10 protein-coding genes and 1 pseudogene are annotated in these 13898 nt (G+C 42.6%); 9 read left to right on the top strand and 2 right to left on the bottom strand.

Annotated features, from left to right (window positions below):
- From SOR_RS09445 to SOR_RS09405, 9 genes and pseudogenes are all read left to right on the top strand, one after another.
- Nucleotides 1-1008: an ABC transporter substrate-binding protein gene (locus SOR_RS09445; RefSeq protein WP_000754551.1), complete on the top strand. Its 1008-nt coding sequence runs from the start codon at nt 1-3 to the stop codon at nt 1006-1008.
- Nucleotides 1008-1736 (top strand): ABC transporter ATP-binding protein, encoded by a 729-nt coding sequence (locus SOR_RS09440; RefSeq protein ID WP_000136206.1) that lies wholly within the window; start codon nt 1008-1010, stop codon nt 1734-1736. The genes SOR_RS09445 and SOR_RS09440 overlap by 1 nt, the downstream gene beginning before the upstream one ends.
- 203 nt (nt 1737-1939) lie before the next feature.
- The gene (locus SOR_RS09435) at nt 1940-5077 is read left to right on the top strand and encodes a Spy0128 family protein (RefSeq protein WP_041170887.1); all 3138 of its coding nucleotides are present in this window, start codon (nt 1940-1942) and stop codon (nt 5075-5077) included.
- A gap of 171 nt (nt 5078-5248) precedes the next feature.
- The gene (locus SOR_RS09430) at nt 5249-5707 is read left to right on the top strand and encodes a CtsR family transcriptional regulator (RefSeq protein WP_001211258.1); all 459 of its coding nucleotides are present in this window, start codon (nt 5249-5251) and stop codon (nt 5705-5707) included.
- Nucleotide 5708: 1 nt separating this feature from the next.
- Complete coding sequence (locus tag SOR_RS09425) at nt 5709-8141, top strand: ATP-dependent Clp protease ATP-binding subunit (RefSeq protein ID WP_001109661.1); 2433 nt, start codon at nt 5709-5711, stop codon at nt 8139-8141.
- A 144-nt stretch (nt 8142-8285) separates the two neighbouring features.
- Nucleotides 8286-9345: pseudogene (locus tag SOR_RS09420) on the top strand (AAA family ATPase).
- A gap of 9 nt (nt 9346-9354) precedes the next feature.
- Nucleotides 9355-10134, top strand: coding sequence for a nicotinamide riboside transporter PnuC (gene pnuC / locus SOR_RS09415; RefSeq protein WP_000860153.1), 780 nt, complete (start codon nt 9355-9357; stop codon nt 10132-10134).
- A gap of 1 nt (nt 10135) precedes the next feature.
- Nucleotides 10136-10909: an NUDIX domain-containing protein gene (locus SOR_RS09410; RefSeq protein ID WP_000785840.1), complete on the top strand. Its 774-nt coding sequence runs from the start codon at nt 10136-10138 to the stop codon at nt 10907-10909.
- A 292-nt stretch (nt 10910-11201) separates the two neighbouring features.
- Nucleotides 11202-11885, top strand: coding sequence for a hypothetical protein (locus tag SOR_RS09405; RefSeq protein ID WP_000730900.1), 684 nt, complete (start codon nt 11202-11204; stop codon nt 11883-11885).
- A 66-nt stretch (nt 11886-11951) separates the two neighbouring features.
- Here the strand turns inward: SOR_RS09405 and dusB are convergent, their stop codons facing one another.
- Together dusB and hslO are read right to left on the bottom strand one after the other, a co-directional pair.
- Nucleotides 11952-12932, bottom strand: a complete 981-nt coding sequence (gene dusB / locus SOR_RS09400) for a tRNA dihydrouridine synthase DusB (protein WP_000183320.1) — start codon at nt 12930-12932, stop codon at nt 11952-11954.
- Nucleotides 12919-13791, bottom strand: coding sequence for an Hsp33 family molecular chaperone HslO (gene hslO, locus SOR_RS09395; protein ID WP_000357870.1), 873 nt, complete (start codon nt 13789-13791; stop codon nt 12919-12921). Before hslO ends, dusB begins: the two co-directional genes overlap by 14 nt.
- Nucleotides 13792-13898: the final 107 nt, after the last annotated feature.

Raw genomic sequence — 13898 nt, 5'->3', positions numbered from 1 at the left:
ATGAAGAAAACATGGAAAGTGTTTTTAACGCTTGTAACAGCTCTTGTAGCTGTCGTGCTTGTGGCCTGTGGGCAAGGAACTGCTTCTAAGGACAACAAAGAAGCAGAAGTCAAGAAGATTGACTTTATCCTAGACTGGACCCCAAATACCAACCACACAGGACTGTATGTAGCCAAGGAAAAAGGCTATTTCAAAGAAGCTGGAGTGGATGTTGATTTGAAATTGCCACCTGAAGAAAGTTCGTCTGATTTGGTTATCAATGGCAAGGCGCCATTTGCTATCTATTTCCAAGATTACATGGCTAAGAAATTGGAAAAAGGAGCAGGAATCACTGCCGTTGCCGCTATCGTAGAGCACAATACATCAGGAATCATTTCTCGCAAATCTGACAATGTCACCAGTCCAAAAGACTTGGTTGGCAAGAAATACGGAACTTGGAATGACCCGACTGAGCTTGCTATGTTGAAAACCTTGGTGGAATCTCAAGGTGGAGACTTCGAAAAGGTCGAAAAAGTACCAAACAACGACTCAAACTCCATCACACCAATTGCCAATGGTGTTTTTGACACTGCTTGGATTTACTACGGTTGGGATGGTATCCTTGCCAAATCTCAAGGCGTAGACGCTAACTTCATGTATTTGAAAGACTATGTCAAGGAGTTTGACTACTACTCACCAGTTATCATTGCAAATAACGACTATCTGAAAGATAATAAAGAAGAAGCTCGTAAAGTTATCCAAGCTATCAAAAAAGGCTACCAATATGCCATGGAACATCCAGAAGAAGCTGCAGATATCCTCATCAAGAATGCTCCCGAACTCAAGGAAAAACGTGATTTCGTTATCGAATCTCAAAAATACTTGTCGAAAGAATACGCAAGCGACAAGGAAAAATGGGGACAATTTGACGCAGACCGTTGGAATGCCTTCTACAAGTGGGATAAAGAAAATGGTATCCTCAAGGAAGACTTGACTGACAAAGGCTTCACTAACGAATTTGTAAAATAATGACAGAAATTAGACTCGAACATGTAAGTTATGCCTATGGCGATGAAAAGATTTTAGAGGATATCAACCTGCAGGTGACTTCGGGTGAAGTAGTTTCTATCCTAGGTCCAAGTGGTGTTGGAAAGACCACCCTCTTTAACCTAATCGCTGGGATTTTAGAAGTCCAGTCTGGGAGAATTGTCCTTGACGGCGAGGAAAATCCCAAGGGACGCGTGAGTTATATGTTGCAAAAGGATCTCCTCTTGGAGCACAAGACGGTGCTTGGCAATATCATCCTGCCACTCTTGATTCAAAAGGTGGATAAGGCAGAAGCTATTGCCCGAGCGGATGAAATTCTTGCGACCTTCCAGTTGACAGCTGTACGGGACAAGTATCCTCACGAACTCAGTGGAGGGATGCGTCAGCGTGTGGCCTTGCTTCGTACCTATCTTTTCGGACACAAGCTCTTTCTTCTTGACGAGGCTTTTAGCGCTTTGGATGAGATGACCAAAATGGAACTCCACGCTTGGTATTTGGAGATTCACAAGCAGTTGCAGCTGACGACCTTGATTATCACCCACAGCATTGAGGAGGCCCTCAATCTCAGTGACCGTATCTATATCTTAAAAAATCGGCCCGGACAGATTGTTTCAGAAATTAAACTAGAGTGGTCTGAAGGTGAGGACAAGGAAGTCCAAAAAATTGCCTACAAACGACAAATCTTAGCAGAATTGGGATTAAATACGTAGCTTTTAGGAAATTAGTATATATTAAATCCAAGCGAAATTCTTGCCTGTATTTAATTGTTTCAAAGCTGATGAACATGCATGATTGGGCTTATTATTTAAATAAATGGTAAGTTAATATAAAAATAAATAAATTTTAGTTGACATTTTGTCATGAATCTGTATAATATAATTGAACCATTATAGACAATAAGGAGGATAATGTGGTGAAAAAGAGAACTAGTAAACTCTTTCATGGCTTGATGGCCTTGCTGCTAGTAGTGTCAGTTTTTCTACCTGCACTCAAAGTTAGCACAGTTGTTCAAGCGGAGGAACTACCAGCGAGCAGTTATACAATGAAAACTGTTTCAACAATCAACAATAACAAACTTGTTGATGGCGCTAAGTACGGGGAAGGTAAATTCTATCTTCAACCAACTTATAGTTTCCCAAATGATGTAACCCTCAAAGATGGGGATTACATGGTGTATCATGTTCCAAACGAATTTAAAATTGAAAAAGATTCTGTTACGGAATTGAAAGCACCAGATGGGCAAACAACTATTGCTGAATTGACAACTAGTAGAGCAGATAACACAGCTACTGTCAAAGTAACAAATGCTGCTTACTTTGCTAATTTGTCAGAGAACAAGGCAATTACAGCCTTGTTTACAGTCGTTTGGGCAGATAGTGTTAAATTAAACACTCCTTATCAAATTGATATCCCAGGTGACCAAGTTTATACTTTGACTCGTATCGTCCCAGATGATGACCCAACTGGATTTACTAAATGGGGAGTTCAAGACTCAGACGATCCTAACTATGTAAACTGGCGTATCCGTGTTAACCGCTATGCAAAATCTTACACAGGGGTTAAACTCGAAGATACTATTCCAGAAGGACAAGTTCTTGCGAGTGAAATTACTGGTTACTACTTTACTGAGTGGAACAAAGCTGAAGCTCGTCCAAGACTAGAAGCTGCCCATATCAACGTTGTTGATGGAAATCACTTTACAATCACTCCAAACGGTGATGGTACAATGGACGGACAAGGTCTCTATATCCTATATAAAACTCGTCTAACTGCTCCAGTTGACAATGCAACTAAAAAAGCATTCAACGATGTAAAAGCGACAACAGATCAAGAAACATTTGATGTTCATGGATTTGCTCCTTTGACAACTACGGAAGGTATCGGTTCAGGTGCGAAGTCTGATGAGGTTGAATTCCAAGTTAAGAAAAAACTTGAAGGAAAAACTCTTGAGGCAGATGCATTTACTTTCCAATTGATTGCTCCAGATGGTTCTGTAACTGAAGCTAAAAACGATGCTGAAGGAAATATTAAATTCCCAACAGTTAAATTCTCTAATGAAGGTACATTCAAATACCAAATTAAAGAAGTAAATGACAACAAAAAAGGCTATACATACGATGATTCAGTACTTGAAGCAGAAGTTACTGTAGCAAACGTGTATGGTCAAAAGATTGCCAGCGTTAAATATAAAGATTCTAAGAAAGAATTTACAAACTCATACGCTGCTAAAGAAGCAAAACTTCAACTTGAAGCTACTAAAGTCTTGAACGGTAAAGCTATTGAGGCTGGTCAATTTGAATTTGAGTTGAAAGAAAACGGAGCAGTTCTCCACACTGTTTCAAACGATGCAAACGGTAAGATTCAATTCCCAGAACTTAAGTTCACACAAGAAGAAACCCGTACATTCACTATCTCTGAAAAAGCAGGTGATGTAGCCGGAGTTGAATACGATCCAAATGCTTATGAAGTAAAAGTAGTCGTTAAAGATAACGGTCAAGGTCAACTTGTTGCAACACCAGATACAAAGAACATTACTTTCACGAACGTTTATAAAGCTAAACCAGCAAAACCTATTATCATCACAGCTACTAAAGTCTTGAACGGTAAAGAGCTTGAAGCTGATAAATACGAGTTTGAACTTAAAGAAAAAGAAAGTGACAAAGTCGTTGCGACAGCTAAAAACGCTGCAGACGGAACTGTTACTTTCAAAGAAATTGAGTTCGCAACAGCAGGTGACTACACTTACACTATCACTGAAAAAGCAGGTAGCGAAAAAGGTGTGACATACGATACTGCTAAACACGAAGTTAAGGTAAAAGTTACAGATAACGGTCAAGGCCAACTTGAGGCGGCTGTTACAGGTGACAACCCAACCTTCACCAACACTTATAAAGCGGCTACAACAAGTGCTACTATCACGGCTACTAAAGTCTTGGAAGGTAAAGCTCTTGAAGCAGGTAAATATGAGTTTGAACTTAAAGAAGGTGACAAAGTAATCGGAACAGCGACAAACGCAGCAGACGGTACTGTTACTTTCGAAGATATCACGTACACAGCAGCAGGCAACCACACATACACTATCACTGAAAAAGCAGGTAGTGAAAAAGGTGTGACATATGACACTGCTAAACACGAAGTTAAGGTAGCAGTTACAGATAACGGTGCAGGCCAACTTGTTGCGACTGTAACTGATAACAACCCAACTTTCACTAACACTTATAAAGCAGCTAAAACAACAGCAACTATCACAGCTAAGAAAGTCTTGGATGGTAAAGCTCTAGAAGCTGACAAATATGAGTTTGAACTTAAAGAAGGTGACGAAGTAATCGGAACAGCTAAAAATGCTGCAGACGGTACGGTTACTTTCAAAGATATTGAGTACAAAGAAGCAGGCGACCACACATACACTATCACTGAAAAAGCAGGTAGCGAAGCAGGTGTGACATACGATAAATCTACTCACAATGTAACAGTAAACGTTACAGATAACGGTGCAGGCCAACTTGTTGCGACTGTAACTGACAACAACCCAACCTTCACAAACACTTATGTTGCGTCTTCAACACAAGTACCTTTCACAGCTAAGAAAGTCTTGAACGGTAAAGGTAAAGAACTTGCAGCAGGTCAGTTTAAGTTTGAACTTAAAGAAGGTGACAATGTAATCGAAACAGTTACAAATGCTGCAGACGGTACTGTTACTTTCAAAGCAATTGATTTCGCAAAAGCAGGTGTCTACACTTACACTATTACTGAAGTAAAAGGTGACGATGAGAATATCAAATATGATGAGAATTCTTACAAAGTGACAGTAACAGTGACAGATAATGGTGCGGGTCAACTTGTAACAACAGTTGAAGGTAACAACCCAACAATCACTAACACGTATACTGAACCGAAAAAAGAAGAACCTAAGGAAGATCCTAAGGGTGAGCAGCCTAAGGGAGATTTGCCAAACACTGGTGGAGCAGACTTTACAGCATTCTCTACTATTCTTGGTCTAGTTCTTGCAGCTTTGGCAGGACTTGTATACCGTGCTAAAAAAGTTGACTAATCTTAACTTTGAATAAAGCAAAATGATGGTGACCGTTTTACGGTCCCATCTTTTTGTTTTGGATATTTTATAATAATCTTCGCAACTCGTTCCCTTTTCCTTTAAAAAAATCAAAAATTTCGGTATAATAGTCAAAGATAGTCAAGGTTCAAAGAAGGAGTTTGATTTACTATGAGATTTAAAAATACATCAGATCATATCGAAGCCTATATCAAGGCGATTTTAGACCAGTCTGGTATCGTGGAATTGCAACGGAGCCAGTTAGCTGATACCTTTCAGGTTGTGCCAAGTCAGATCAACTATGTCATCAAGACACGTTTTACTGAAAGCAGAGGTTACTTGGTTGAGAGCAAGCGTGGTGGCGGAGGCTACATTCGCATCGGACGGATTGAGTTTTCTAATCATCATGAGATGCTCCGCGATTTGCTTTATTCGATTGGTGAGCGAGTTAGTCAGGAGATTTATGAGGATATTCTCCAGCTTTTGGTGGAACAGGACTTGATGACCAAGCAGGAGATGACCTTGCTGACTTCTGTAGCAACGGATCGTGTCCTAGGGGAAGAATCCTCAGTTGTTCGTGCCAATATGCTCCGACAGCTATTACAAGAGGTAGATAGAAAAGAGAAGTAAGATGAATTATTCAAAAGCATTGAATGAATGTATCGAAAGTGCCTACATGGTTGCGGGCCATTTTGGAGCCCGATATCTAGAGTCTTGGCATTTATTGATTGCCATGTCCAATCACAGTTACAGTGTGGCAGGTGCGACTCTAAATGATTATCCTTATGAAATGGATCGTTTAGAAGAGGTTGCTTTGGAACTGACTGAAACGGACTATAGCCAAGACGAAACCTTTACGGAATTGCCCTTTTCCCATCGTTTGGAGGTTCTCTTTGCAGAAGCAGAGTATGTGGCCTCCGTGGTCCATGCAAAGGTGCTAGGTACAGAGCATGTCCTCTATGCGATTTTGCATGATGGCAATGCCTTGGCAACTCGCATCTTGGAGAGAGCAGGCTTTTCTTATGAAGACCAGAAAGATCAGGTCAGAATTGCTGCTCTTCGTCGCAATTTAGAGGAACGTGCAGGTTGGACAAGAGAAGACCTTAAGGCTTTGCGTCAACGCCATCGCACGGTAGCAGACAAGCAAAATTCCATGGCCAATATGATGGGCATGCCTCAGAATCCAAGTGGTGGTCTAGAGGACTACACGCATGACCTGACGGAGCAAGCGCTCTCTGGCAAGTTAGAGCCAGTTATCGGTCGTGACAATGAAATCTCACGTATGATTCAGATTTTGAGTCGGAAGACCAAGAACAATCCTGTCTTGGTTGGAGATGCTGGTGTCGGGAAAACAGCTCTGGCCCTTGGCCTTGCCCAGCGTATTGCTAGTGGGAATGTACCTGCGGAAATGGCCAAGATGCGCGTTTTGGAACTTGATTTGATGAATGTTGTTGCGGGGACACGTTTCCGTGGAGATTTTGAAGAGCGTATGAACAATATCATCAAGGATATCGAGGAAGATGGCAAAGTGATCCTCTTTATCGATGAACTCCACACCATCATGGGTTCTGGTAGTGGTATTGACTCGACGCTGGATGCAGCCAATATCTTGAAGCCAGCTTTGGCACGTGGAACTTTGAGAACGGTTGGTGCAACCACTCAGGAAGAATACCAAAAACACATCGAAAAAGATGCAGCCCTTTCTCGACGTTTTGCAAAAGTGACGATTGAAGAGCCAAGTCTAGCTGACAGTATGACTATTTTGCAAGGTTTGAAGTCTACCTATGAGAAACACCATCGTGTGCAAATCACAGATGAAGCTGTCGAAACGGCTGTTAAGATGGCCCATCGTTACCTGACCAGTCGTCACTTGCCAGACTCTGCTATCGACCTCTTGGATGAAGCGGCAGCAACTGTGCAAAACAAATCCAAGCATGTGAAAGCAGACGAATCCGACTTGAGTCCAGCTGACAAGGCCTTGATGGATGGCAAGTGGAAACAAGCAGGCCAGCTAATCGCAAAGGAACAGGAAGTCCCTGTCTATAAAGACTTGGTAACAGAGACTGAAATCCTGACTACTTTGAGCCGCTTGTCAGGGATTCCAGTTCAAAAACTGACTCAGACTGATGCTAAGAAATATCTGAACTTGGAAGCTGAACTACACAAACGTGTCATCGGTCAAGATCAAGCTGTTTCAAGCATTAGCCGTGCGATTCGCCGCAACCAGTCAGGGATTCGCAGTCACAAGCGTCCGATTGGTTCCTTTATGTTCCTAGGACCGACGGGTGTCGGTAAGACCGAATTGGCCAAGGCTCTGGCAGAAGTTCTCTTTGATGACGAATCAGCCCTTATCCGCTTTGACATGAGTGAGTATATGGAGAAATTCGCAGCCAACCGTCTCAATGGAGCTCCTCCGGGCTATGTGGGCTACGAAGAAGGTGGGGAGTTGACCGAGAAGGTTCGCAACAAACCATATTCCGTTCTCCTCTTTGACGAGGTAGAGAAGGCCCACCCAGATATCTTCAATGTTCTCTTGCAAGTCTTGGATGATGGAGTTCTAACAGACAGCAAGGGGCGTAAGGTTGACTTTTCAAATACCATCATCATTATGACGTCAAACCTTGGTGCGACGGCTCTTCGTGATGACAAGACAGTCGGCTTTGGGGCCAAGGACATTCGTTTTGACCAGGAAAATATGGAAAAACGAATCTTCGAAGAGTTGAAAAAAGCTTATCGACCAGAGTTTATCAACCGTATTGATGAAAAGGTGGTCTTCCATAGCTTAGATAGCAAACACATGCAGGAAATTGTCAAGATCATGGTGAAACCATTGATTGCTAGCCTGGTAGAGAAGGGCATCGACTTGAAACTGCAAGCTTCAGCCCTGAAGTTGCTAGCTAGTCAAGGATATGATCCAGAAATGGGAGCCCGTCCACTTCGCAGAACCCTGCAAACAGAAGTGGAAGACAAGCTAGCAGAACTCCTTCTTAAGGGAGAACTGGTAGCAGGCAAAACCCTCAAAATTGGTGTCAAAGCTGGACAATTGAAATTTGATATTGCTTAAAACTAGAGAATCAGGAGTGATCCTGATTCTTTTTTATCACTTTTTTATAAAAATAATAAAAAGCCCTTGACAAAATAAAAATATAGTATATAATAAAAACATAGAAAACAAAAATATCAAGAACTATAAAAAGGTAAAACGTTTATGAAAAAGAAAACAGCAGTGGTATTTGGGACCTTTGCCCCTCTCCATCAGGGGCATATCGATCTAATCCAGCGAGCAAAGCGTCAGTGTGATCAGGTCTGGGTAGTCGTTTCAGGCTATGAGGGAGACAGAGGGGAGCAGATAGGCTTAACTCTTCAAAAAAAGATTTCGCTATATCAGAGAGGCTTTTCGTGATGACGAGTTGACCTCTGTCTGCAAGCTGGATGAAACCAAGCTTCCTCGTTACCCTATGGGCTGGCAGGAGTGGTTGGATCAGATGTTATCGGAGATTTCCTACGATGAAACCCAGCAAGAACTAATCTTTTTTGTGGGGGAACGTGACTACCAGCAAGAATTATCAAATCGTGGCTTTGAGACCGTTTTGCAAGAAAGAAAGTTTGGTATCTCAGCGACTATGATTCGAGAAAATCCAAGCAAATATTGGAAATACATCGCTCAACCCTTCCGTCGTCAGTTTACAAAGAAAGTATTGATTATGGGAAGTGCCAGCAATGGGAAGACTACTCTAGCCAAGGATTTGGCAAGGTATTACGATGCGCCGGTCAGCCTGGAATACGCACGCGAGTACCAGATCAAAAACAATGTCCGCGACGATGAATTGACTCCAAAAGATTACTATTATCTCCTTTTAGGGCAGTATGACCAGACCTCCAAGTTAATCGACAGCAATGCCAATCGAGGACTGGTGATAGCTGACACAAACTCTTTAGTAACCAAGGGCTACTATGACTATTACATGGAGACTGAGGATCAAGGGGACTTATCAGGAGAAACCTTTGACAATCTCTTTGTTTCAATCTTGGCTAAGGAAAAATGGGACTTGATTCTCTTTGTGCAACCTGTTGGCTCCTATGTCAATGACGGGTTTAGAGATATGACCATGGCGGAAGACCATATTCGCTACAGTTTTTCCCAGCATTTGGACCAAATGAGGGAGCGATACTTAACCACCATTCCACTAGTTTATCTAGCGGAGGATTATCTAGGTAATTATGAAGCAGCAAAAGTGGCTATCGATGCCATTTACCAAGCAGATTAGGAGAAAATTATGAAAACAGTAACTAAAAAAATCACACAATTTATCGAAAATTTTAAAAATGTCCATGCAGAAGCCCGCAAAATCGGTTTTGTAGGAACCATGCGCTTGCTCTGGAAAGATCTCTTTGTCGGTCGTAGCCTTGTCCAGTGGTTGTATCTCATCGCTTTGTCGAGTGTTCCATTAATCTTAGAGTTCACGCAAAATGCAGAAAGCCATGACTGGTTGAGCTTGTTTGCATCTTGGACTGGGATTGTCTGTGTTATCTTGGTAGCAGAAGGGCGTGCGAGCAACTATCTCTTTGGGGCCATTAACTCGGCTATCTACTTGATCTTGGCCATGAATGCGACTTTTTATGGAGAAGTCTTGACGACTGTTTACTTCTTTGTCATGCAGCCGATTGGTCTCTATGCTTGGCTGTCCAATCGTATCAATGAACAGGAAAAGCCAGAAGAATCTCACTTTGAAGCTAAGAAATTATCTGTTCTTGACTGGCTCAAGTACTTGGCCTTGACTGCTATTATCTGGATTGGTATGGGCTTGGCTTATCAAAGTATCAATAGCGCTCGCCCTTTCCGTGATAGTGTAACCGATGCGACCAATGGTGTTGGACAGCTCTTGATGACACGTCTCTACCGTGAGCAATGGATTTTCTGGATTGCAACCAATCTCTTTAGTATTTATCTCTGGTGGGGTGAGAATATCCACATCCAAGGGATGTACTGGGTTTACACGCTGAATAGTCTAGTGGGATGGTACCAATGGACTAAGGCAGTTCGAAAGGAGGCATAAGATGGCAGACACAAAGATTCCAGCCGGGATGACGGAAAAAGAATATTATGAAATCCATGCCAGTCAGGAGGAGTTTTTAGACTGGTACTACAAGCAGGAACTCCCTCAATATGAAAAACCAAGTGTGACAGTGGATATGGTAGCCTACTGCTTTGTCGAAGGAAAGATCAAGCTCCTGCTGATCCGTCGCAAGGCTCACCCTTATCAGAATTGTTTAGCCTTAGTTGGAGGTTTTATGGACAAGGGAGAAGATGCTGCACATGCCTGTCAGCGCGAAGTGAGAGAGGAAGTCAATCTCGATCTACCTTTGGAAAAAATCGAGCAATTGATGACCGTATCGACTCCCGGGCGTGATCCGCGGGGTTGGACGGTGACCATTGCTCACTTAGTGTACCTGCCTAGTCGTGCCTTAGACCTTGTTCAGGCAGGTGACGATGCCAAGGATGTCGTTTTCGTAGATGTCGATTTTCAGACAGGCAAATGCTACCTAGATGGAGTCGAGCTGGAGGAGCAAGCCTTCGCCTTTGACCATTATGCCATTATCCAAGAATCCATCAAACGGATCCAAGGGCGACTTGACTGGAATCCTACCTTCCTTTATCTACTGGAGGAGGAGTTCACTGTCTATGAAGGGACTGAACTGGTCAATCTCATCAACCCCGGTCGCCCAATCGTCAGCAATAACTTTCTCGTAAAATACGGAGAATATGTAGAAGAAGTCGGACTCAAACGAGTTCCTAAAAAGAAACCAAGAAAAACCTATCGATTGAAATAAAGAGGTCGGGACTAAAATCCCGACCTCTTTGTTTGCCCTTATTAGGTTACTTTGCTGTTGCGACTGTTTTTATTTTAGAACAATGCAAGCGACTATAAAAGTAGGATGTAAAAAATAGGACTCTTATCTAAAAAATTTTCTATTTTTTTGTTTCAATTTCGAATAAAAATAGTAGAGAGAATAATTTTTAAAATAGTTTCTCTAAATAGTTGACAGATTCAAAGCCCAATGTTACAATTATATTACAAAAAGATTTCTTAACGTTTCGAAAATGTTACAAAGGAGTAGAAAAATGAAAAAGAAAACCTATATCAAATTGATGGCAGCGACTGTATTGGCTTCTACCTTGCTACTGGGAGCTTGTGGAAATAAAAACGAAACCACTCAAAGCAGCAGCTCTGCAAAGACAAGCCAATCATCAAGTTCTAAAGCAGCTTCTTCTAGCAAAGAAAGTAAGACTCAAAAATCTTCAAGCTCAGCTTCATCTGAAAAAGCTCAAGCATCTTCTGACCAGTCTTCTACAACAGCAGATCAGTCACAAGCGAAACCAGCCCCTGAATCAAGACAAGAACAAGCAACTCCTAGTCAACCAGCTCCATCTCAGGCTCCGTCAACTCAGCAAGGTTCTCAAGCACAGTCTAACCAGTCAACTTATGATCCAACAACTGACCGCAAACTTCAAGACAAGCAAGCAGAACACAACAAACGCTACAAGGGAGTTTTAACCATGGTGGATGGTGACTTCTCAGCAGCTGCAGGCAACTGGAAGGGAGCGAATGGCGAAACTATTACGGTTTCATCAGGAGGGCAATTCACAGTAGAAACTGCAGATGGAAAGAAAGAAAACTATTCTATCAGAGGCTACTCTTACACTCTTGATGATGGTAAGTATAATGCCAAAATCGGTGGAGGAAAAATCATCCAAATTACAACAGGTGCGGATGGTAAAGTTTCGAGCGTTGCCTTGATTCAATAATAGTATCTAGGATTTCCTAGTATCTAAAAAAACCGTAAACTCAAGCGAGTTACGGTTTTTTGTGTATTAAGCTTTATCTAATTGCAAGAGGGCTTCAATCTCTGCCAGAGTGCTGGCTTGGGAAATGGCTCCACGAAGTTTAGCAGCGCCAGATGTTCCCCGGAGGTAGTGAGGAGCAAGACCGCGGAATTCACGAACGGCTACGTTTTCTCCTTTGAGGTTAATCAAGCGTTTCAAGTGCTCGTAGGCAATTTTCATCTTGTCTTCGAAAGTCAAGTCAGGGAGAATTTCTCCTGTTTCAAAATAGTGATTGATCTGGTTGAAGAGGTAGGGATTTCCCATGGCAGCGCGACCAATCATGACAGCGTCAGCCCCGACTTCTTCGATACGCTGTTTGGCTTCTTGTACCGTACGGATGTCACCATTGGCGATAAATGGAATCTTGGTCAAAGCTTGAGCAACCTTGTGTAGGGTCTCGAGGTCTGTGTGACCTGTGTACATTTGTTCGCGGGTACGGCCATGCATAGCGAGAGCAGAGACACCTGCAGCCTCAGCTGCGAGGGCATTCTCCACGGCTAGGGATGGATCAGACCAGCCTGTACGCATTTTGACGGTGAGGGGGATATCAAGGACAGATTGGACCTTGTTGATGATAGAGTAGATCTTGTCTGGATCCTTGAGCCACATAGCGCCAGCTTCGTTCTTCACGATTTTGTTAACTGGACAGCCCATGTTGATATCAACGATATCGGTCTTGGTGTTTTCTTGGATGAATTCTGCTGCGCGTGCGAGGCTGTCTTCATCACTACCAAAAAGTTGGATAGAAACGGGGTTTTCGCCTTCATCGATATGAAGCATATGAAGGGTTTTTTCATTGTTGTATTGGATTCCCTTGTCAGAGACCATTTCCATGACAACAAGTCCTGCACCAAGCTCTTTTGCGATAGTACGAAAGGCTGAGTTGGTGACACCAGCCATGGGTGCTAAAACGGTACGATTGGGAATCTCAACATTGCCAATCATAAAAGGTGTATTAAGATTTGTCACGAATGAGTTCCTCCAGGTCGTTTTCATCAAAGTTATAAGTTGTTTGGCAGAATTGACAAGTGATTTCTGCCCCGTGGTCTTCCTCTTTCATTTCTTCAAGGTCTGAATTTGGAAGGCTGGCAAGAGCGTTCATAAAACGGTCTTTGCTGCAGTCACATTGGAAACGAATTTCTTCTTCAGATAGGCGTTTGTAGGATTCGTCACCATAGATGGCCTTGAGAAGGGCTTCGATATGGTCATCGCTTTCCAGAAGAGTCGAGATAGCTGGCATTTCTTGGATGCGTTTCTCAAAGCGAGCAATCTCCTCTTCCTTTGCTCCTGGCAATACTTGGAGAAGAAAACCACCGGCAACTTCGACCTTGTCGTCTTTGTCTAAAAGAACATTGAGGCCGACTGCTGAAGGAGTTTGTTGGCTTTCTGTCAGGTAGTAGGCCAAGTCTTCACCGATTTCTCCAGAGATGAGAGGAGTCATGGAGTTGTAAGGATTTCCAGTACCATAGTCTGTGATAACGAGAAATTGACCATTGCCGACAAAAGGACCGACTAGGACTTCACCCGTTGCAGTTTTTTTGATATCTACACCGGGATTTTGCACATAGCCTTTGACATTTCCCTTAGTATCTGCGACCGTGATGATGGCACCGAGAGAGCTGGTTCCAAGAACTTTAATCGTTAGCTTGGTATTTCCTTTTTCATTAGCTGCGAGAATTTGGCTAGCGATAAGGGTACGACCAAGTGCAACAGTTGAACTGGCTTGAGTTTGATGTTTTTCTTGAGCAGTGCGGACGGTTTCCGTGCTATCAAGGACGAAAGCACGAAAAGAACCGCTTTCTGATATAGTTTTAATAATTTTATCCATAGCTACTATTTTAGCATAAAAATGCCTAAAGGGGGAGTCGTGTGTTTGCTGTTTCTATGGAATAATGACGAGGAAATCGGCTTTAAAACAAGGAAACTATATACCAG

Source organism: Streptococcus oralis Uo5, from assembly GCF_000253155.1.
Lineage (GTDB): Bacteria > Bacillota > Bacilli > Lactobacillales > Streptococcaceae > Streptococcus > Streptococcus oralis_L.
The sequence above is the reverse complement of the archived record's forward strand: the minus strand, read 5'-3'. Positions and strand labels throughout refer to the sequence as shown.

Bases quoted from the DNA above. Each gene is read 5' to 3' on its own strand.
- SOR_RS09445 (WP_000754551.1), top strand. From the start codon at position 1: ATGAAGAAAACATGGAAAGTGTTTTTAACGCTTGTAACAGCTCTTGTA.
- SOR_RS09440 (WP_000136206.1), top strand. From the start codon at position 1,008: ATGACAGAAATTAGACTCGAACATGTAAGTTATGCCTATGGCGATGAA.
- SOR_RS09430 (WP_001211258.1), top strand. From the start codon at position 5,249: ATGAGATTTAAAAATACATCAGATCATATCGAAGCCTATATCAAGGCG.
- SOR_RS09425 (WP_001109661.1), top strand. From the start codon at position 5,709: ATGAATTATTCAAAAGCATTGAATGAATGTATCGAAAGTGCCTACATG.
- pnuC (WP_000860153.1), top strand. From the start codon at position 9,355: ATGAAAACAGTAACTAAAAAAATCACACAATTTATCGAAAATTTTAAA.
- SOR_RS09410 (WP_000785840.1), top strand. From the start codon at position 10,136: ATGGCAGACACAAAGATTCCAGCCGGGATGACGGAAAAAGAATATTAT.
- SOR_RS09405 (WP_000730900.1), top strand. From the start codon at position 11,202: ATGAAAAAGAAAACCTATATCAAATTGATGGCAGCGACTGTATTGGCT.
- hslO (WP_000357870.1), bottom strand. From the start codon at position 13,791: ATGGATAAAATTATTAAAACTATATCAGAAAGCGGTTCTTTTCGTGCT.